Source organism: Rhizobium sp. LjRoot30, assembly GCF_964253915.1.
Lineage (GTDB): Bacteria > Pseudomonadota > Alphaproteobacteria > Rhizobiales > Rhizobiaceae > Metarhizobium.
The window spans coordinates 128,811-148,856 of sequence record NZ_CAXUSG020000006.1 but is presented as its reverse complement, the minus strand read 5'-3'; the positions used below and the strand labels follow the sequence as shown (position 1 = coordinate 148,856).

14 protein-coding genes are annotated in these 20,046 nt (G+C 63.6%); 4 read left to right on the top strand and 10 right to left on the bottom strand.

The window, feature by feature from the left end:
* From ACSQ3I_RS14285 to ACSQ3I_RS14270, 4 genes are read right to left on the bottom strand one after another with little or no spacing between them, the layout of a single operon-like run.
* Positions 1-918, bottom strand: a complete 918-nt coding sequence (locus ACSQ3I_RS14285) for a UPF0280 family protein (protein ID WP_435999916.1) — start codon at positions 916-918, stop codon at positions 1-3.
* Positions 919-921: 3 nt separating this feature from the next.
* A complete protein-coding gene (locus tag ACSQ3I_RS14280) occupies positions 922-2,415 on the bottom strand; it encodes a 6-hydroxynicotinate reductase (RefSeq protein WP_435999914.1) in 1,494 nt (497 codons plus the stop codon).
* Positions 2,416-2,427: 12 nt separating this feature from the next.
* Positions 2,428-5,229, bottom strand: a complete 2,802-nt coding sequence (locus tag ACSQ3I_RS14275; RefSeq protein WP_435999912.1) for a molybdopterin-dependent oxidoreductase — start codon at positions 5,227-5,229, stop codon at positions 2,428-2,430.
* A complete protein-coding gene (locus ACSQ3I_RS14270) occupies positions 5,226-6,077 on the bottom strand; it encodes an FAD binding domain-containing protein (protein WP_435999910.1) in 852 nt (283 codons plus the stop codon). The genes ACSQ3I_RS14275 and ACSQ3I_RS14270 overlap by 4 nt, the downstream gene beginning before the upstream one ends.
* Positions 6,078-6,411: 334 nt before the next feature.
* On the opposite strand from ACSQ3I_RS14270, the gene ACSQ3I_RS14265 reads away from it, so the two are divergent.
* Complete coding sequence (locus ACSQ3I_RS14265) at positions 6,412-6,852, top strand: MarR family winged helix-turn-helix transcriptional regulator (protein ID WP_435999908.1); 441 nt, start codon at positions 6,412-6,414, stop codon at positions 6,850-6,852.
* On the opposite strand, the gene ACSQ3I_RS14260 is transcribed toward ACSQ3I_RS14265, so the two are convergent.
* The 5 genes from ACSQ3I_RS14260 to ACSQ3I_RS14240 form a co-directional block, all read right to left on the bottom strand.
* Entirely contained in the window at positions 6,845-7,543 is a 699-nt protein-coding gene (locus ACSQ3I_RS14260; RefSeq protein ID WP_435999906.1) for an ABC transporter ATP-binding protein, read from the bottom strand. The genes ACSQ3I_RS14265 and ACSQ3I_RS14260 overlap by 8 nt on opposite strands.
* Positions 7,544-7,545: 2 nt before the next feature.
* A complete protein-coding gene (locus tag ACSQ3I_RS14255; protein WP_435999904.1) occupies positions 7,546-8,277 on the bottom strand; it encodes an ABC transporter ATP-binding protein in 732 nt (243 codons plus the stop codon).
* The gene (locus tag ACSQ3I_RS14250; RefSeq protein WP_435999902.1) at positions 8,265-9,227 is read right to left on the bottom strand and encodes a branched-chain amino acid ABC transporter permease; all 963 of its coding nucleotides are present in this window, start codon (positions 9,225-9,227) and stop codon (positions 8,265-8,267) included. Before ACSQ3I_RS14250 ends, ACSQ3I_RS14255 begins: the two co-directional genes overlap by 13 nt.
* A complete protein-coding gene (locus tag ACSQ3I_RS14245) occupies positions 9,224-10,105 on the bottom strand; it encodes a branched-chain amino acid ABC transporter permease (protein ID WP_435999900.1) in 882 nt (293 codons plus the stop codon). Before ACSQ3I_RS14245 ends, ACSQ3I_RS14250 begins: the two co-directional genes overlap by 4 nt.
* Before the next feature lie 229 nt (positions 10,106-10,334).
* Positions 10,335-11,648 carry an ABC transporter substrate-binding protein gene (locus ACSQ3I_RS14240; protein ID WP_435999899.1) on the bottom strand — a complete coding sequence of 438 codons (1,314 nt, stop codon included), beginning with the start codon at positions 11,646-11,648 and terminating at the stop codon, positions 10,335-10,337.
* A 498-nt stretch (positions 11,649-12,146) separates the two neighbouring features.
* Here ACSQ3I_RS14240 and ACSQ3I_RS14235 point away from each other — a divergent pair, with 498 nt between their 5' ends.
* Positions 12,147-13,598 carry a hypothetical protein gene (locus ACSQ3I_RS14235; RefSeq protein ID WP_435999897.1) on the top strand — a complete coding sequence of 484 codons (1,452 nt, stop codon included), beginning with the start codon at positions 12,147-12,149 and terminating at the stop codon, positions 13,596-13,598.
* 3 nt (positions 13,599-13,601) lie between these two features.
* On the opposite strand, the gene ACSQ3I_RS14230 is transcribed toward ACSQ3I_RS14235, so the two are convergent.
* A complete protein-coding gene (locus tag ACSQ3I_RS14230; RefSeq protein ID WP_436000229.1) occupies positions 13,602-14,111 on the bottom strand; it encodes a Pycsar system effector family protein in 510 nt (169 codons plus the stop codon).
* Between the two features lie 169 nt (positions 14,112-14,280).
* Between ACSQ3I_RS14230 and ACSQ3I_RS14225 the strand changes: the two genes are divergently transcribed.
* Positions 14,281-17,946 (top strand): FecR domain-containing protein, encoded by a 3,666-nt coding sequence (locus ACSQ3I_RS14225; RefSeq protein WP_436000227.1) that lies wholly within the window; start codon positions 14,281-14,283, stop codon positions 17,944-17,946.
* On the top strand, positions 17,946-19,919 hold the full coding sequence (locus ACSQ3I_RS14220; protein ID WP_435999895.1) for a CHASE2 domain-containing protein: 1,974 nt from the start codon (positions 17,946-17,948) through the stop codon (positions 19,917-19,919). Before ACSQ3I_RS14225 ends, ACSQ3I_RS14220 begins: the two co-directional genes overlap by 1 nt.
* The last annotated feature ends 127 nt before the right edge of the window (positions 19,920-20,046 follow it).

Here is a 20,046-nt window from a genome sequence, read left to right as displayed (position 1 = left end):
TCATGCTCCATTGCTGATGGTTCGGGCATCAGGCGGGATGAAGGGCGCGAGGCCCCGTGGGACCTCCGCGATCCTCGCCTGATCCTGCAGGAAAAGTGCTGCCCTGGCGATATGCCCGGCCGCGATAAAACGGTCCGCTTCCTCGACGCCGCGGGCGAGCGCACTTTCGACCTCGCCCGACGCCAGCCGGCCGCAGGCGCGCACGACGAGGCGAGAGCCAAGGTCGCTGTCATCGATAAGATCGATCGCCGGCACACGCTCGATGGCCGGATGGCCGGGCAGGTCGACGGCATTGCCGACGAGGCTTGCCGCGGCATCGGCAGCGGCGGCATTGCCGGCCAGGATGGTGACGCTGTCGGCGATGCCGAAGGAGAGGCTGCGCCCGCCCCGGCCGCTGGTGGCGATGCCCCTCTGCGGGCTCGACCCCTCGACGCGGAAATAACCGAGCGTTGCGCCATCCTCGCGGGCGATCTTTACCTGAAACGAGGCCTCGGCCTCCAGATGCAAGGCGATATCGCCGCCATTGTTGACGTAGATGCGGGCTGGCCGTTCTCCTGACGCAAACGGCATCAGCATCGCGTCGAGAATTTCGTCCGCCACCGCGCCGGCGACGGCAGCCATGGGGGTGATGAAATGTGTCGCGGCAAACGGTCGGACGGCCTGCTGCATTCGCCGCGCGACACTGCCTTTCAGCATCGCCGTATCCGCCCGCATCTCGGCTTTCAGCATCGGCAGTTCGGCAACCAGTTCCTGCAGGACCGTCTGGAAACGCTGTTCCGCGGCGGAGAAAGCCGCGTGCCTGCTGTCGTCACCGCAGCCATCGACGCCGATGATCAGGTCGATCGGGCCGTGCTGCAGATGCAGCCGGCCATCGGCCCGCTCGTCATCAGGCAGGAAGCGTTTGCCCGGCCCGATCAAGGCTCAGGCCCGCCACTTGAAGTTCTGCTTCTCCGTCGGCCAGGGGGCGTGCTCGCGCGGATCGACCGTGCGTTCGGCCACTTTCAGCGCATCCTCGATCGGCACGACCGCCTCCATGTGACCACCAAGCGCGCGATAATCGTCGAGCCGCATGGTGAACTCGATGGGGGCCACCAGCGCCGGTGTCGGGACGTAGCCGAAGGAGTTGGCCGGCATCTGCGTCACGTCGGCCATGACGGTGATGCCGCCGCCCGGCCAGACATAGGCCGGCGCGCCGCCGCAGGAGACATAGGTGATCGCATCCTTGACCGAGCGGGTCAGTTGCACCGGATTGCGGGTGACGCCGGCGCGCAGGCTGCCGCCGGCACCGCCCATGAACAGCACGGTGGCGACCGCCGGTTCGCAATTGTCCTCGACCAGTTCCACCGTCTCCCGCACCGCCGTGGGCAGGTCGGTCTGCAGGATGGGCCTGAGGTTTTCGTCGAGAATGTAATAGCCGGATTGTTCGCCGGTGGTGGACACCATCAGCATCCGCAGCCCCGGATAGGCGACCTTGGAATCGAAATCGCCGATGATATCGAGCGGATCGGTGATGTTCGTGCCGCCCCAGCCGGTGCCGGGTTCGGCCACCTGGAAATAGCGGCCGGGCGTCGAGCGACGGCCCTTGATCTTGATGCCGGTCGGCTTGACGTCGAGCAGTTTGCCCGCCTGGTGTTCGGACAGCACGCCGGTGATGTGGTCGTCGACCACCACCACCTCATCGAGGAACGGTGCCCACTGCTTGGCGAACATGCCGATCGTCGCCGAGCCGCAGCCGACCCGCATGCGTTTTTCCTCGACGCCGTTGATGATCGGGGCAGCGCCCGCCTTGACGGTGAGCTGCGCGCCGCCATCGATCACCATCTCGACGGCCTCGCCGTTGCACAGCCGCATCAGCGCGTCGCAGGTCACCCGGCCCTCCTTCTTGGAGCCGCCGGTCAGGTGATGCACGCCGCCGAGCGATAGCATCTGCGAACCGTATTCGCCCGTCGTCACATGGCCGATCTGCTCGCCCTCGACGCGCACGGCCGAGGCTTCCGGGCCGAGGAAGCGGTCGGTATCGATCTTCACCTTGGCGCCGCAATAGCTGAAGATGCCTTCGGTGACGACCGTCACCATGTCGACGCCGCGTTCCTTCTGGCTGACGATGAACGGCGCCGGCTTGTAGTCCGGATAGGTGGTGCCGGCGCCGACGGCGGTGACGAAGCTGCGCTTGGCCTGCACCAGGTCGCCGTCCCACTCGTCGCTGTCGCTGCCCGGCAGGAAAGGCACGACCTTGCCGCCCTCGCTGATCGTCGCCTCGATGATGGTGAGCGGATCGACGCGGATCAGGTCGCCGCCCATGTTGGCGTATCGATCGCAGGCGCCTGACTTGCCGTCGGCGATGTAACACATCACCGGGCAGGCGTCGCAGCGGATCTTGCCGTTGACTGCACTTTCGGTGCCGAGCTTGACCATGGTCGTCTTCCGTTACTTCTGCTGTGCCGCGCGGATGGCGGCACGGACTTTCGCCGGGGTGGCCGGCAGGTGATGGATCTTGGCGCCGCTCGCATGCCTGATAGCATTGAGGATCGCCGGTGCGGTGGGGATCAGCACATGTTCCCCCAATCCCTTGGCGCCGTAGGGGCCATGGGCATCGCCGGTCTCGACGATGATCGTCTCGATCGGCGGAATGTCGCCGAAGGTGGGGATCAGGTAGTCGTGCAGGTTTTCGGTGCGGCCTGGGATGAATTCCTCCATCAGCGCCAGCCCGACGCCCTGGGCGATGCCGCCCTGCACCTGGCCTTCGACCAGCATCGGATTGATCGCCTTGCCGACATCATGGGCGGCGGTGAATTTTTTCAGCTTCACCGTGCCAAGCGCCAGGTCGACGTCCAGCTCCACCACATGCACGGCATAACCGAACACGGCGTAAGGGTTACCCTGCCCGTTCTTGTCGAGCGGCGAGGTCGGCGGATCGTAGCTCGCTTCCGCCACCAGCACGTAACCTTCGGCATTGGTAGGCATCGCCTCGGCGATGGCCACCGTGCGGCGTTCGCTGCCGTCGATCAGATGGATCTCGCCGTTTTCGATGCGGATACGCGCCTGTTCGGACACATTGCCGAGGCGAAGGATTTTCGCCCGCATTGCTTCGCCGCATAGGCGCGCGGCATTGCCCGAAACATAGGTCTGTCGCGAGGCCGAGGTCTTGCCGGCATCCGGCGTGATGTCGGTATCGGCGCCGAGAAGTTTTACCGACGTCAGCGGCACGCCGAGCGCTTCGGCGAAGATCTGGGTGATGACGGTGTTGGCCCCCTGGCCGATATCGACGGCGCCCTGGTGCAGCACCACGGTGCCATCCGGCCGGATACCGGCCTTGATCGTCGAGGGGTTGGGCAGCGAGGTGTTGCCGCAGCCGTACCAGCCGGAGGAAACGCCGACGCCCCGGCGCATGGGGCTGCCGCTTGCCTCGGCTGCGGAGTTCAGCCGCGCGGCATCGCTCAAGGCTTTGTCCCAGGCGGGTTGCACCGCTTCCAGACAATCGGCAATGCCGACGCCGGTTTCGAAAATCTGCCCGGTGACGGTCGGCTGGCCATTTTTCAGCGCATTGAGCCGGCGCAGCGCCAGCCGGTCGATGCCGAGCTGCAAGGCGAGCTCGTCGAACAGCTGCTCCTGCGCCACGGCCGATTGCGGCACGCCAAAACCGCGGAAGGCGCCGGAGGGCGGGCAATGGGTGTGGATGGCGCGGCTCTGCGCCAGGTAGTTGTCGATGAGATAGGGGCCGGAGGCATGCACCGGCACGCGGTTTGCGACGGTCGGCCCCCAGGAGGCATAGGCGCCGGTGTTGAAATCGCCCTGGAAATGGAAGGCGGTGATCCGCCCGTCGCGCGTCGCGCCGATCTTCAGGTTGATGGCGCTCGGATGGCGCTTGGTGGTCGATTGCATGGATTCGATGCGGCTGTAGGTGATCCGCACCGGCCGTTTCAGGATCCAGGCGGCAAGGCCCATATAGGGCTGCATGGAAATGTCGAGCTTCGAGCCGAAACCGCCGCCGCAGGCGGTGGGCACGACACGCACCATCTCCGGCGCCAGGCCCATGATCTCGGCCATGCTGTCGCGATCCATGAAGGGCGCCTGCGTGCAGCCGTAGATCTCCAGCCTGTCGCCGACGCGCAGGGCATAACCGGCTTCCGGCTCGATATAGGCATGCTCGATGAAGCCGGTGGAATAGGAGCCTTCGACGATGATGTCGGCACTGGCAAAACCGTCCTCGACATCGCCTTTCTTGACCAGGCCACGGCACATGATGTTGCCGGTACGGCCCTCATGCAACTGGGCTGCCTCGGAGGAAAGCGCCTCCGCGACGGTCATGGCCGGCGGGCGCGCTTCCCAGAGGATCGGGAAGAGGCCGAAATCGAGCGCGTTGACGGTGTCCGCGTCGCCAGCCACCGCGGCAATCGCCTCGCCGCGAAAGCGGGCAATGCCTTCGGCAAACACCGGCTGGTCGGCAAACGGCGGAATGACGCCGAAACAGTTCTTGCCCGGAATGTCCTTGGCCGTGAGGATGAGATGGATGCCGGGGTGACGGCGGCGGTAGGCATCGAGATCGCCAAAGCTGAAGGCGGCATGCGGATAGGGCGAACGCACCACCCGCACCACCAGCGCATCCGCCGGTGCTGCATCGTCGCCGAACACTTCGGTGCCGCTGATCTTTGGCAGGCCGTCCAGCCGGGGGACGGAGGCACCGACGATGGCATCGGCGTTTTCAACCGGCTCTTCGGTTGCCGGCGCAGGCAAGGCGCCGCCGGCATCCATGATGGCATCGATGATCTTGCGGTAACCCGTGCAGCGGCACAAAACGCCGCCGAGCGCATCCTGCACGACGGTTTCCGTCAGCGCTTCGCCGGAGCGCAACAGCGCCGCCGCCGTGACCATCACGCCCGGCGTGCAGATGCCGCATTGCGCCGCGCCGTGTTTTTCGAATGCGGCCTTGAGATCCGCGGCCATGGCATCGGTCTCGACGAGGCCGCGCAACGTCTCCACCGACCGGCCGGCGACCTGCGCCGCTGCCGTGGTGCAGGAACAGACGGGTGCACCGTCGATCAAAACGCTGCAGGCGCCGCAATCGCCGGCATTGCAGCCGACCTTGACGTCCCGGCAGCCCAGTTCTTCGCGCAGCACCTCGGAGAGGCGGCGGGCCGGCTGCACATGGGTTTGCACGGACTTGCCGTTGAGTTCGAGGGTGATCGGCATCACGGCCAGCGCCGTATCGAGCGAAATGACCTTGTTCATGCGGCCATCTCCCTTGCGGAACCAAGTGCCTGTTGCAATGCGCGTTTCACCAGTTCCTCCACCACCTCGCGGCGATAGGCGCCGTCGGCGCGAACGTCGTCGATCGGGGAGAGGACGGAAAGATGCTCGGCCCGGACCGCGGCGGCCAGTGCCCCACCCTCCATCGGCAAGCCGACAAGCGCTGTCTCGAGGTCGGGAAGACGCCGCGCCACCGGCGAACAGGCGCCGACGGCCACCCGTGCCGCCTTGACGCGGCTATCGGCGTCGGCCTCGATGGTGCAGGCGACCATGGCAATCGAGATGACCAGATAGCGGCGGGCGCCGAGTTTCAGGAACGCGGAACGGGCATCGACATCGGGGATGAGGATCGCCGTCACCAGTTCGCCGGGCGAAAGGTCGATTGACCGCACACCCTTGATAAAATCCGAAAGCGGCACCGTGCGCCGGCCGGTCGGGGAAAGGATTTCCACCCTGGCATCGAGCGACAGCAGCGGCGGAACGCCGTCTGCGGCGGGCGAGGCATTGCAGATGTTGCCGGCAATCGTCCCGGCATTCTGGATCTGCGCCGAGCCGACTTCGCGTGCGGCGGCCTGCAGGCCATGGAAGGCCGGGGGCAGCTTGGCGCGGGCGACGGCCGTCCAGGTCGTCGTTGCACCGAAGCGCCAACAGTCGCCGGAATGTTCGATGCCGCGCAGTTCGGCAATGCGGGAGATGTCGAGGATATCGGCAGGCGCCGGCCGGTCGCGCAGCGAAGGATAGACATCCGTTCCGCCAGCCAGGATCGTGAACGGGCCGGAGGCCAGGGCCTCGACAGCTTCCTCGGCGCTATGCGGCGAAAAGTAACGCATTATCGTTCCCATTTTTTTATTTGTATGCAAACGAGTATCGGACCGGATCGGTCCCCTGTCAAGTGATCTCATGCAAAAGGGAGTATGTCGGGAATTCAGAATATCTATCTGTTTATAAAGGAAAATTTTTATCTTCGTGCTTGGTTGCGGCGAGTTTTCTATCGAAAGGCTGGATTTCCGGCCGAAAAACACATAAAGAATTTCCAACAATCCGCGCGCCGGTTCGACTACCGGCACGAACGGATGGGGCAGGCTTTCTTCATGCCTTGCCAGGCGACCGGCAGAGGGTGTCGGCGTTCATCCAGGGAGCAGCATTGCAGTGACGGATACGGTAATGGAAACAATGAAGACCGAGGCCGAGCCACGGGACTATGCGCTGCACGAACAGATCGGTTTCTTTCTCCGTCAGGCAAACCAGCGGCATGTGTCGATCTTCGCCAACCTGATCGGCGACAAGCTGACGACGACGCAGTGGGCGGCACTCAGCAAACTCAAGGAAATCCAGCCCTGCTCGCAGAACCAGCTGGGGCGCGAGACGGCCATGGATGTCGCCACCATCAAGGGTGTCGTCGACCGGCTGGCGAAGCGCGGTCTGCTGACGACGTTGCGGGACGAGACGGATGCACGGCGCCTCGTTCTGTCGCTGACCGAAGAAGGACACAAGGCGATTGCCCGCAATGTCGATGCCGCCCTCGACGTTTCCGAGGAGACGCTGAAGCCGCTGACGACGGCGGAACGGATGATGCTGGTGGAATTGCTGCGCAAGATCAGCTGACGCCGACATAACGCTCCAGCAAGGATGGATCGTCTCTCAGTGCCGCAACCGGAAGGGCCGGATGCGCCTTGCCGTTTTCCACGAAACACACCCGGTCTGCCACCGAAAGCACCGCATCGACGCGCTGTTCGACCAGCAGGATCGCCTTGCCCTGGTTGCGCAGCTGCAGCACGACATCGCGGATCGTCGCAATCATCGACGGCATCAGCCCCTCGGTCGGTTCGTCCAGCAGGATGACGGAGGGATCGATGCACAAGGCCCGGGCGGTGGCCAGCATCTGCTGTTCTCCGCCGGAGAGCGTGCCTGAAACCTGCCCTAGCCGCTCCCGCAGCCTCGGAAACAGCACTAGTGCCTTCTCCAGCACGTCGCGGCCGGTCTTGCGGGTCATCAGGCCGATTTCGAGGTTTTCCTGTACCGTCAGCTCGGAAAACAGCCGCCGGCCCTGCGGCACGTAGCCGATACCCTGCTTCGGCACCTCATAGGGCCGCAGACTGGTCAGTTCCCGGCCTTCGAGCCGGATGCTGCCCGATTGCGCCGGCAGCAGGCCCATGATCGATTTCAGCGCCGTCGTCTTGCCGGCGCCGTTGCGGCCGAGCAGGCAGAGCACCTCGCCGGCATTCAGCGCCAGGGAGAAATCCTTCAGTGTTCGGCTGCTGCCGTGATAGACGTTCAGATCCGTGATTTCGAGCATGGTCACGATCCCAGATAGGCCGCCTGCACGGCGGGATTGGCGCGGATGTCCGCCGGCGTGCCGCTGGCGAGGATTTCGCCGGCATTCAATACGGTGATGCTGTCGGCAAGCTGCATGACGACGGGCATGTTGTGCTCGATCAGCAGGATCGTCGCATTTCGGGCGATATCGCGCACCAGCGTGCAGAAATTGTCGATTTCGGCATCGGAAAGCCCCTGGGTCGGCTCGTCGAGCATCAGCAGTTTCGGCCGCAGCGCCAGGCCCATGGCGACCTCCAGCAGCCGTTGATGCCCGTAGGACAATTCCCCGGCCTTCATATAAGCGCGGTCGGACAGACCGACCTTTTCGATGGCCTCGGCGATGGCGCGGTCGAGGTCCTTCTTCTTGACGGCGCCGCTGCGGCTAAGGGCGCTCTGCGCCGCCAGCGCTACGTTTTCGTGAGCCGTGAGCTTGGCGTAGACGCTGGTGATCTGGAAGGTATAGGCAATGCCCTTTCGCACGCGGCGCCAGGCGGGGTCGCCGGTCACCTCCTCACCTTCGAAAAACACCTGGCCTTCGCTGGGAACGATCCGCCCCGACAGCAGCGAGACGAAGGTGGTTTTTCCCGCACCGTTCGGGCCGATCAGCGCGCGGATCTCGCCCTGCTTGAGGTCGAAATCGACGTTCTGCACCGCCTTCAGCCCGCCGAACCGGCGGCTGAGGCCTTTCGTGTTGAGCAAGGTCACGGCAGCCATGTCATCCACCTTTCCCGGATGGTCCCCAAAATGCCCTTCGGGAAGAACAGAACCAGGGCGACCAGCGCGATGCCGGTCACCAGCAGGTAGGCGGCTGTAAAGCCGCTGACGATGTCGATCAGGTAGAACATCGCGAAAGTGCCGAAGATCGGCCCGAGCACCGTGCCCGCGCCGCCGAGCAGCGTGAACAGCAGCGCCTCGATGGAATACTGGATCGAGGCGAAGGACGAACCGACATAGGCAAACAGCAGCGCATAGGCGGCCCCGGCGACCGAGGAGATGGTGCCCGAGATGACGAAGGCCTTCAGCTTGATCACGAAGGTATTGTAGCCGAGCATCAGCGTGCGCGGTTCGTTTTCGCGGATGGCGATCAGCACCCGGCCCATCGGTCCGCGCACGACGATCAGGATGACGATCAACGTCACCGACAGCAACAGCAAGGCGATGTTGTAGCGCAGCGACGGATCGGTGAGGCTGAACGTAACGCCAAACAGCTCGAAATGCCGCGCCGCCTCCGGCATCACCAGCCCCTCCTCGCCCCGCGTGTAGGTGGTGAAATAGAGGCTGGCGAGATAGGCGACCTGTGAGAACATCATGGTGACGATCATGAAGGCGACGCCGCTGGTGCGCAGCGCCACGACGCCGATCACCAGCGAGGCGAAGAAGCCGGCGCCGACGCCGGCGGAGAAGGCGGCGGGCACGCTCCAGCCGAGATGGAAGGCCGTCAGGCCGGCGCCGTAGAGGCCGGCGGCGAAAAACAAGGCATGGCCGAGGCTGAGCAGGCCGGCATAGCCGAACAGCAGGTTGTAGCCGAGCGCGAAGATCGCCAGGATCATCACGCGGGTGACGGCGAGATGGTGGTATTCGGGCAGCACGAACTGCGCCAGGAAAAACAGGACGATGACGGCGAGGTGCAGGCCGACGACCTTGAATGCCGAATGTTGCCTCATCGCGCCTTCGCTCCGAAAAGGCCTTCCGGCTTGAAGACGAGCACAAGCGCCACCAGGAGCGTCGAGAGCATCTTCGCCAGCGTCGGCGAAAAGAACACGGAGATGATGCCGTCGCTGAGGCCGATGATCAGCGCCGCGACCACCGTGCCGCGCAGGCTGCCGAGGCCCCCGATGATCACGACGATGAAGGAGAGCAAGAGCGGATCGAGCCCCATCAGGTAGTGCGCCTGGCGGATCGGCACGATCAGCACCGCCGCGATTGCGGCCAGCATGGCGCCGGCGGCGAAGACGTAGCCATAGACCTTGTCGACCGGGATGCCGAAGGCCTGCGCCGTCTCGCTGTCGAATTGCGTGGCGCGCATGATCAGGCCGAGGCGGGTGCGTGTCAGGATGTACCAGCAGCCGATGAGCAGCACGATCGCGGCACCCATGACGAAGAGGTTATAGGCGGAATAACCGAACCACGGCAGGCGAATGCGATAATAGAAGGGTGCCTCCACCGGGCGCGCATCCGGCCCGAAGCCGATCAGCACCACCTGCTGGATGATGTAGAGCATGCCGATGGTCGCGACGATGGTGGCTTCCGGATCGTATTTCAGCCGCTTGAGGATCAGCCGTTCGCTGCCATAAGCGACGACGCCGACCAGCAGCGGACTGATGACCAGCGCCAGGAAAAAGCCGATGGCGGGATGCAGCGAAAGCAGCGACGCGACGAACCAGGCGATCACTGCGCCCAGCATGTAGAATTCGCCATGCGCGACGTTGACGATGCGCATCACCCCGAAGACCAGCGACAGGCCGAGCGCGATCAGCGTCAGCACCGCCGCCTGCAGCAGGCCTTCCAGCGTCGCCAGCATCAAAAAAGGACCGAGATCCAAACCGAAAATCCTCCGCTCTCGCCATGTCCGCCTGTCCTGCAAACCGACCGGAAACGACGTCCGCCGTCAACAGGGTCAGGTCACGGCCGGCCGAAAACAAAACCGCCCAGCGCCGCGGCGCATCTTGCCTGCGCCCGGCCAAAATCACGCTCCGGTGATTGTGAAGTCCCGCACTTGGGCGGGAAGGACGGCGGCTTTTCCGGGCCGCCGTCCGAACCGTCGGCTCACATCAGAGCGACATCTTGGTGTAGTCGGCCGTCACTTCGTACATGCCGTCCTCGATGGCGGTCTTGTGCACCACATCCATGCGGCCGCCGGCGACCTTGGAGATATACTGGCTGCCATAGACCTGGTGGTTCTTGCCGTTGAAGGTTTTTGCGCCCTGCGGGTGCTCCTTGCCTTCCTCGAAGGCGGTCAGCGATTCCATCGCCTCGACGAAACCCTGCTTGTCCTTGGCGGTCTGGCCGGAATAGCCGCTCATCTCCATCGCCTTCTTGATGACGTAGAGCGTTTCCCAGCAGCCGAACATGTGGGCGTAGGTGGAGATGTCCTTCGGGTCGCTGGCGCTGGCGCCGTTGGCATCGACGCCGACCTTCTCGCGGTAGAACTTGTCGTGTTCCGTCTGGTTGGCCTGCGCATACCGCGGATTGCCTTCCCAGAAATAGGTGCCGTCGAGGAATTCCAGCTGCGGCGTCTTCAGGTCGACGGCTTCGAGGCTGTCGATGAAGCCAAAGATCTGCGGCCGCTGCGAGCCGTAGAAATCGCCGAGTTCCTTGACGAAGGTGAGGACGGCCGGGCCGACCATGACGTGGTAGAGCACTTCCGTCGACGACGGGATCTGCGGCAGGTAGCGGGTGAAGGAGGATTCCGTCGGCGGAATGGCGATCATCTGCACGATCTCGCCGCCCTGCGCCTTCATCGCCGCCGAGAAATAGTCGCGGTGGTCGTGGCCGAAGGCATAGTCTGGGAAGATCATCGTGACCTTCTTGCCGAGGTTCTGCGACACCCAGGGCGCCATGGCGCTGACCTGCGAGCGCACGTCGGTGATGCCGGGCTGAAAACAGTAGCGGTTCAGGGCGCCGGAAGCGACGTGATACCCTTCGGACACCACGACATACGGCATCTTCAGTTCGCCGGCGCGCGGCGCTGAGCCGATGACGACGTGCGAGAACAATGTCCCGTAGATCAGGTCGACCTTGTGCTGTGTTGCGAATTTTTCGACGACTTCGGCGCCGCGCTTCGGATCGGTGCCGTCATCCTCGATGATGACCTCGACGGGCCGGCCGTTGATGCCGCCGGCATCGTTGATTTCCTTGACGGCGGCGGCCGTGACGCGCTCGTACCAGCGGCCGTAGGAGGCGCCGATGCCGGTGCGATGCAGTTGCAGGCCGATCTTGATCGGCTCTGACGTCTGGGCCTGCGAATAACGCACGAAACCGGGCATGACCTGGGAAGCCAAGCCTGCGCCGGCCGCTGCACCCATTCCGAGCAGCGTCGAGCGTCTGGTAAGGCCTTTCTTGGGCGTAATGATTGTCTTGGACATGGTTTTTTCCCTCTGCTGGAAGCGAACGTCTGCCGTTTGTTTATGCCGTGTCAGATCGTTCGTCCGCTAACAGAACACGAGACATCCGCCTTGACAAGTGGTGATGGTGTGCCCGGCATGCGCGCACCGGGCAGCGCCGGGCCGCCGCTTCGGCGCCTTGTGTTCCCGGCCGGGCGGCATTGGTTCGGGAATGCGGGATCGCGACCTTGCCGCGGCAAGGAACCATACGGGCGCCGTGCGGAGAAAACAGTGTGGAATCCCGCGGCATTCCGGCATTTTACCGCATCGTGACGTGTTCGCGGCTTGACGCCGGTTCTATTTTGCCAATGCGTGTGTACGTATCGTTTGCTGTTGTCCTGCACACGCGAACCGCTGCCGGCACATATGCCTGATGCCGCGATGTCGTCCGGGCCGTCCGTTCGCTGTATTCGCATGCAAATGAATTTGGGGGTGTTGATGAGGCGATTTGTGCGGCGTGCGGACTGGCGGCGGGAGCAGATGCTCCCTTCTGTGGCAAGATGCGGCCTGCCGTTGGTTGCCTGGGCGTCGCTCGCGCTTCTTTCCTCCGCCGTTTCGGCCATGGCGCATGGCAGCGAACGCGGGCTGGTGATGCTGCTGCCGACAGGGTTTGCCCAGGCAGGCGGGGCAATCGTTGTTGCGCTGTCCTTCGTCGCCCTCGCCATGCTGCCGGCACGCTGGATGCGGGCGGTGTTTGCCGCAGAACTTCCGCTCTTTCCGGCCGTGATGGCCGGGCGCACCGTGTTGAGCTGCCTTTCCTTCCTGTTTCTTGCCTTGCTTGTGGGCATCGGCCTGTTCGGCACGCACGATCCGCTCCGCAATCTGCTGCCGCTGACCATATGGACGATGTGGTGGGTGGGGTTTACCCTGCTGCAGGCCGTCGTCGGCAATCTCTGGCCCTGGCTCAATCCGTGGACCGGGCCGCTGGCGGTGCTGCGTGTTTTGTCCGGGACGCAGCTTGGCCGCGTGCCGTTCTTTCGGTTGCCGCAGTCTTTCGGTTATGGCCCTGCCATCCTGTTGTTCTTCCTGTTTGCCTGGTACGAGCTGATCTCGCTGTCGCCGCAGGATCCGCCGGAACTGGCGGTGGCCGTCGGGCTCTACTGGCTCGCCACCTTCTGCGGCATGATCCTGTTCGGCGGCACTGTCTGGCTGGAACGCTGCGAACCCTTTTCGATCTTTTTCCGGTTCATCGGCCTGCTGGCGCCGCTGGTGCGGATTGCCCAGCCCGGATATGCCGGCCGCCGGTTCCTGGCCCTTGCCTGGCCGGGTGCCGGCTGCATCCGGCGCAAGCCGCTGCCGGTCAGCGCCACACTGTTCATCCTGCTCGGACTTTCCAGCGTGTCTTTCGATGGCCTCACCTTCACCTTCCGGTGGCTCTCCTTCATCGGCATCAATCCACTGGAATTTCCCGGTCGCAGCGCCGTGACGGTCGCCAACAGTTTTGGACTGGTCGGGGCGGCGTTGCTGCTCGGCTCGGTCTTTTATGTCGCCGTCGCGCTCGGCAACCGGATGGCGGGCATTCGGGGCGGCGCGATGCTGCGCGTCATGGCCGGCCATCTCGTCTATTCGGTGATCCCGATCTCGATCGCCTTCCATTTCAGCCATTACCTGACCATCCTGCTGATCAATGGCCAGTATTTCGTGCTGGCGCTGGCCGATCCGTTTTCGCTCGGCTGGCAATGGACCCCCGGTCCCCTGCACGTCACGACGTCCTTCACCAGCAATCTCGACAGCGTCACGCGGCTATGGGCGATCCAGACATCGGTGATCGTCGGCGGGCATGTCGTCGGCATCCTGCTGGCCCATATGATCGCCGTCGAACGGCTGGGAGCCAGTTTCAAGGCGGCGGTCAGCCAGGTGCCGCTGGCGGCGGCCATGGTGCTTTATACGGTATTCGGCCTCTGGTTGCTCTCCACCCCGGTTGCGGGCTGAGGCTCAGACCGCGACGAGCAGGAAGACATAAGCGAGAACGGTGACGACGAGGCCGCGGAAGGCATAACCGGCAAAGCTGTATTTGGCCCTGGCGATCTCGGACAGCGTATCGACGTTGGAAACATATTCGTTGAAAAGATAATGGGGATCGTTCATCCGCGCTGCCTGCAGGAATTCGATGCGGTGCTGGCCCCAGGCGCCCCAGAACAGCGAGCTGGTCTTGGTGCTCTTGCGCGGCAGGACCACACAGATGGCGCAGATGATCGAGAATACCGAAGCGGATGCAAGCAGCGCCGAAGCAATGATGCCGGGAAGGCTGCCGTTGGTATAACGCTCCATGGTAAATACGCCGCGTCCTTCGCTCGACGATACAAGGAAGGCCAGCATGAAAGTAAAGATGTAGGCGGCTTTCTGGTCGGATATCTTGATCTGGTCGTAGAAGATATCGTTGATCTTGCGGATGTGGTCGAAATACTCTTTGTGTTTTTCGAAATCCAGACCCGTTTCGTCCAAAAGTTCCGTTGGACCACCTGCGTCGATATCGGCCAAAACACGTCTCCCCGGCTTGTTTATGTAGCCCTCATAATACACTTGGCCTGCAAAGCAACAGCCGGTGGCTTGTGCTTATTGACTTTTCCGGCCCCTCTCTTCAGTGATGACCAATGATCTACTGGGGGTGGTGATGCGGTCGCACTGGGCGAGAGTTTTGCTTGCGGGAGTGGCATTGTGCCTGGCACTGCCCGCCATGGCGGAGCCGGTCGAGCGCGCGCAGCCTGCCGCAGGCGCCGTCATCGCCCGCAAGTCCGGCGAAGAAGTGCGCTTCGTCGATATCAGCAACTGGCAATATGTCGACCTGCAGCAGAGCCTGCTCGCCGGCGACGTGCTGCGCACCAATGCCACCGGCCAGCTCGCAGTGCTGTTTTCCGACCGCACGCAGGTGCGCCTCGCCCGCAACACGTCGCTGCTGGTCAAGAACATGAACGGCGGCAGCGCCGAAACCGGCCTTGAACTGCAATCCGGCACCATCTGGGCGCGCGCCGAGCGCGGCGGCCAGGGGCTGGCCGTGGATACGCCTGCCGCGACCGCCGCGATCCGCGGCACCGACTGGACGCTGACGGTGGATGCCAGCGGCAAGACATCGCTGATCGTGCTCGAAGGGCTGGTCGAACTGAAGAACGCCCAGGGCAGCGTGCAGGTGGCGCAGGGCGAGGCAGCGGTGGCCGCCATCGGCCAGGCGCCGCAGAAGGTGGTGATCGTCGATCCCAAGGATCGCGAGCAGATGCTGTTTTACCTGCAATTGCGCGATTCCTTCGGCTGGATGCCGGCTTCGCCGCTGCCCGTGCGTGGCATGAGCGCCGAAAAGCAGCGGATCGAAGCGACGGCGCCGCAGGCGCGGTCGGCGGAAGACTGGCTGACGCTGGCGGAGATCGGCATGACCCTGAACGGTCGCCGCGATGCCGAAACCGCCCTGGCGGAGGCGGAAGCGCGTGGCTTGAACGGGCAGCAGCGGGCAAGGGCGGCGCTGATCTCCGGCCTGATCGCCGGCTCTGAACGCCGTTATGACGATGCCGCAAAACTGTTCCGCCTCGCGGCTTCGGGTCTCGACCCGCAACGCCGGGCGATTGCGCAATATGGCGGTTATTATGCCCGTTCGCTGCGCGATCCCAATCGTGTCGAGCAGCCGCCGGCTTCTTATGCCGGGCCTTACGGCGCGTTGGCGGAAGCCTGGACGGCCGGCTTCCTGAAGGATATCCGGGCAGCCGTCGATATCCTCAAGAAGGCGGAGCAGCGCTTCCCCGACGATCCGACCTTGCCGGCGGCGCGGGCGCAGTTTGCCCTGCTGATCGACGACCGCGAGCAGATCATGGACGCGACCAACCGCGCCCTCTCCCTCGATCCGACACATCCTTTGGCGCTTGAGGCGCGGGCGCACTACAAGGTGGGTTACGAGGCGGATCTGAAGGGCGCGATTGCCGACCTGAATGCCGCCCTGGTGGTGGCGCCGGGGTCGACTTCGGCGTGGAATTCATTGGGCCTTGCGCTTTCGGCCATCGGCGATAATCGCAAGGCCGAAGAGGCGTTGAAGACGTCCATCGAACTCGACCCCCAGGACCCGATCTCGCACATCAACCTGTCGATCCTCTATCTCGACCAGGGACGGGTGAAGGAGGCGAAGAAAGAAATCGATATCGCCATGGCGGCGGATCCCTCCTTCGATCTCGCCTTGATCGCCCGCGGCCGCTACTACATGCAGACAGGCGAAATGGACAAGGCGATGAGCGACCTTCTCGCCGGCTCCACCGCCAATCCCGGCTATTCCCAGGCGCAGCTCATGCTGGCTGCCGTCCATTACGAGACCGGCAACCGCGATGCCGCCGCCCAGGCGATCGACAATGCCGACCGCCTCGATGCGAACGATCCCGTCGTCTCGTCCGTCCGGACGGCGATTGCCATCGACGATTACGATGCCGAAGGCGCCATCCGCTATGCGCAGGAATTCTTGCGCCGGGCGCGCGCCCGCGGCGGCGATTACGGTGCGCTGAGCGCCAACCAGGATGCCGGCTCGACGCTCAACAACGCGTTTCGCCTGCAGGGGCTGAATGCCTGGGGGCAATATTACGGCGACGTCGTCTTCGATCCGTTCGCCGGCAGCAGCTACATCGACCAGACGTTGCGCGGCAGTCCCAATCCGTACTCCAACAGGTTCGGCTACGAAGACAATACGGCCGCCTATTCCGACAATAGCGCCAGCTTTTCTTCGTTCATGCAAGGGCTGATGCTCGATCCGCATATGCTGACGGGACGGTCGCGCACCGCCAATCTGCTGCGGCGCCCCTTCCTGGAAGGATCGATCGGCGGCACGCTGACGCGGCCGGATGGCGAAGGAAAGGATGGTCGCGTCAAGGAAGCCGAACTGCAGGGCTACAGCAACACGCCCTTCCCGGTCAGTTTCTACGGCACGGCGAAATTCGAGACCAATCCGGATACCCGCGTGTTCGAAGGTCTGGACGGCGGTTTCGTCAGCGAGACCGACATCAAGAGCGGCACGGCATATGTGTCCGCCTCACCGACACCGGACGACCATGTGGTCGGCTTCTTTTCGCGCAGCAAATCCGAGCAGAGCGTCGTTTCGCCGCTTTTCATCGACTTCGGGCTGGGATTTCCTGTTTTGGTTGGTGTGAGCAGCCTCTACAATCAGGATTCCACCAATGCCGGTCTGGCTTGGAGCCATTCATTCGGCTACCAGAATAATCTGAACGCGGCCGTCTTTTATGGCGATATCAAGAAGGACAGCCGGGAGATCGGCGTCTTCGAAACTGTGCCCTTCAGCGTCAACGATGGCCTGGATACACAGAAAAATATCGTCGGTGCGCTGAACCATACAGTCGGCAACGGCGACGATCTGGTGTGGCGGTACGGTATAGAAGGCGGGCGCATGGATATACACAGCCAGCGGAGCCAGATCCTCGCTGACTTCAATGGTGGTCCACCCGATGTCACCTTCAACGAAGCCGAAGACAAGATCACCGTCGGCCGCGCCTATGTCGATGCGCTCTACGAGGTCACGCCCGACCTGAAATTCGAAGGTGCGCTCTTCGGCCGCTATCTCGATGGCGATACCGTGCAGGTGTCGCGGCTGGAGCCGCGTGTGGGGGCTGCCTGGTCGCCGGCGGAAGGGCACTGGCTGCGTGCCGGCATCCTGCGCGAAGGGTTTGACCTCAACATTCCGACGCTGGCGCCGATCGGCATGGTCGGCATGCAATCGAACCAGCAGCAACTGGGCTTCGATGGCTACACCGACACGTTTGCCGCCCGCTGGGAAGCGGAGTGGAACGATCGTTTCTTCACGGCGGTCGATTTCCAGCACCAGCAGATGCACAATATGTCGATCGACATTCCGTTGACGACCAACACCATCGATCTGGAAAAGGGCCGTATCGACCGCGTCAGCGTCACGGCCAACCTGGCGCTCGACTATGGGTTCGGGATTTCGGCAACAGCCGTCTATGCCGATTCGGAAAACCAGGATCGTGGCAGTTTCGGTTATGGCCAGGGCCTGCCCTATGTTCCCGAAACCGCCGGACAGGTGGCGCTCACCTGGGTCAACACCAACAACCTGAAGACCACGCTTGCCGCAAATTACACCGGCAAGCGCCAGGGCGACGACGTGGGAACGAAGCTCGACGGCTACTGGACGGTGGACGCCAAGCTCGAATGGGAGCCGCTGGACAAGCGCTTTGCCGTCAACCTCGCCGTCTATAACCTGCTCGACGAGGATTTCCTGGTCTCGACCTTCATTCCCGGATGGGGCCGCACCTATATGGGCTCCCTCAAAGTCCGCTTCTGATGGTTGCGATCTTTCGCTCCGCCGAGCGGGCCGCGCCGAGCACGCGGCGGCGTTACCGGTTGATCGAGCTGGCGGTGCTTTTCGTCGCGACCGTGGCTATCGTTTCGGCACTCGCCTTTACCTCGCCGTGGTCACTGATCGAGCTGCGCAGCTACGATTACCTGACGACGCTCGACAATCCGCCGCTGCCGGAGAAAGGGCCAGTGATCGTGGCGATCGACGAGCCGTCGCTCGGCGAGATCCAGCATCAATGGCCGTGGCCAAGGGCGCTGCATGCGCGGCTGATCGAGCAGTTGCGCGCCGCCGGCGCCAAGGCCATCGGCCTCGACATCATCTTCTCCGAACCGGCGGCAGCGCCTGAAAACGACGATGCCCTGCAGGCGGCGCTCGGTCCCGATGTCGTGCTCGCCGGCGACGAGACGCTGATCACCACGCCGCAGGCCGACCAGCTGGTGCGCACCGAGCCGCTGCCGCGTTTCATCGATGCCGGCGCCCGGGTGGGTATCGCCTCCGTCGGTCTCGACGGCGACGGCGTGCTCCGTGAGATGCCGCATTACGACGACAGTTTTGCGGCCGAGACCGCCCGGGCGGCCGGGTTTTCCGTGCCGCAGCCCGGCGGCAACACCATGATGCAGTCCTTCGGACCGGCGCGAACCTATCCGACGGTTTCCTACTACCAGGGCCTCGATCCGAAAAATTTCCTGCCGCCGGATTATTTCCGCGACCGCATCGTTCTCGTCGGCCTCAGCCTGCAGACGGCGCCGGACGTCAAGGCCGGCGCGCCCGATACGTTCGCAACGCCGTTTACCGTCCATACAGGGCGGTTGACGGCCGGCGTCGAGGTGCAGGCGACGATCCTCGACAATCTCGTCAATGGCCTGTCCATCCGCCACGCGGGCGTGACGGTGACGTTGCTGCTGGTGCTGTTCGGCGCCCTTGCCGGCAGTCTGGCGGTCTATCGCGACACCACCTGGTGGACCGCTGTCGCCGGCCTTCTTGTCGTAACGCTGTTCGTTGCCGGCAGTTATGCGGCGATCCGGCTGGGCCAGGTCTTCGCCTCCCCCGTTGGCCCTTCGGTCGCGTTCCTGATGGTCGTGATCGGCCAGGCCGGTTTCGATTATGCCGCCGAGCGCCGCAGCCGCAAGCAGATCATCCGCGCCTTCTCGCAGTACCTTTCTCCGGCCATGGTCGAGCGCCTTGCCGGCGACCCGACGCAGCTCAAGCTCGGTGGCGACACCCGGACGCTCTCCATTCTGTTTTGCGACGTGCGCGGTTTTACCACCATCGCCGAGCGGATGAAAAACGATCCGCAGCAGCTGACGACGCTGATCAACCGGCTGTTGACGCCGCTTTCGGAGGAAATTCTCGCCTGCGGCGGCACCATCGACAAATATATCGGCGATTGCGTCATGGCCTTCTGGAACGCGCCGCTCGATGACCGGGAGCATGCCGTCCATGCGGTGCAGGCATCGCTGCAGATGCTGGACGCCATGGATCGTTTCAACGAAGAATTGCGGCTGGAGCTGGCGGCGCGTGGCGAAGAACCTTACGGCCTGCGGATCGGCATCGGCGTCAACACCGGCGATTGCGTCGTCGGCAATATGGGTTCGTCGAGCCGCTTCGATTATTCGGCGCTCGGCGATTCCGTCAACCTGGCCTCGCGGCTGGAGGGCGAATCGAAAAATGTCGGACTGGCCTTGCTCATCGGCGAAGAGACGGCCCGGCAGGTTAGCGAAGCCTATTGCACCGTCGAACTCGACCGCATCACCGTCAAGGGCCGGACCGAGCCCTCACCCGTATTCACCGTCTTGCGGAACCGGCCCTCGGCCGAAGATCTCGCAGAACACCAGCGGTTCCTGTCGGCAAAATACGAAGGCACGCTGTCGACATCCGATCCGCTGCTGGATCAGCTCTCGCAAGCCATGCCGGCGCTGTCGCCTTATTATGCGATGATCCGCAGCCGCTTGCCCTGACGCCGGGTTTGCTCGCCAGCAGAGGCTTCGACGGGCAAGGGTATGGCATTTTATAAAATCCCCATAACTCGCGATTATCGTTCAAGAGTTGCGCCCCTGCGCGAAGTTTTTTCGCTCAATAGACGGG

Excerpts from the sequence above, each read along its gene's own strand:
- ACSQ3I_RS14280 (WP_435999914.1), bottom strand. The coding sequence starts at position 2,415 with ATGGTCAAGCTCGGCACCGAAAGTGCAGTCAACGGCAAGATCCGCTGC.
- ACSQ3I_RS14275 (WP_435999912.1), bottom strand. The coding sequence starts at position 5,229 with ATGAACAAGGTCATTTCGCTCGATACGGCGCTGGCCGTGATGCCGATC.
- ACSQ3I_RS14270 (WP_435999910.1), bottom strand. The coding sequence starts at position 6,077 with ATGCGTTACTTTTCGCCGCATAGCGCCGAGGAAGCTGTCGAGGCCCTG.
- ACSQ3I_RS14265 (WP_435999908.1), top strand. The coding sequence starts at position 6,412 with ATGGAAACAATGAAGACCGAGGCCGAGCCACGGGACTATGCGCTGCAC.
- ACSQ3I_RS14260 (WP_435999906.1), bottom strand. The coding sequence starts at position 7,543 with ATGCTCGAAATCACGGATCTGAACGTCTATCACGGCAGCAGCCGAACA.
- ACSQ3I_RS14255 (WP_435999904.1), bottom strand. The coding sequence starts at position 8,277 with ATGGCTGCCGTGACCTTGCTCAACACGAAAGGCCTCAGCCGCCGGTTC.
- ACSQ3I_RS14250 (WP_435999902.1), bottom strand. The coding sequence starts at position 9,227 with ATGAGGCAACATTCGGCATTCAAGGTCGTCGGCCTGCACCTCGCCGTC.
- ACSQ3I_RS14240 (WP_435999899.1), bottom strand. The coding sequence starts at position 11,648 with ATGTCCAAGACAATCATTACGCCCAAGAAAGGCCTTACCAGACGCTCG.
- ACSQ3I_RS14235 (WP_435999897.1), top strand. The coding sequence starts at position 12,147 with ATGCTCCCTTCTGTGGCAAGATGCGGCCTGCCGTTGGTTGCCTGGGCG.
- ACSQ3I_RS14225 (WP_436000227.1), top strand. The coding sequence starts at position 14,281 with ATGCGGTCGCACTGGGCGAGAGTTTTGCTTGCGGGAGTGGCATTGTGC.
- ACSQ3I_RS14220 (WP_435999895.1), top strand. The coding sequence starts at position 17,946 with ATGGTTGCGATCTTTCGCTCCGCCGAGCGGGCCGCGCCGAGCACGCGG.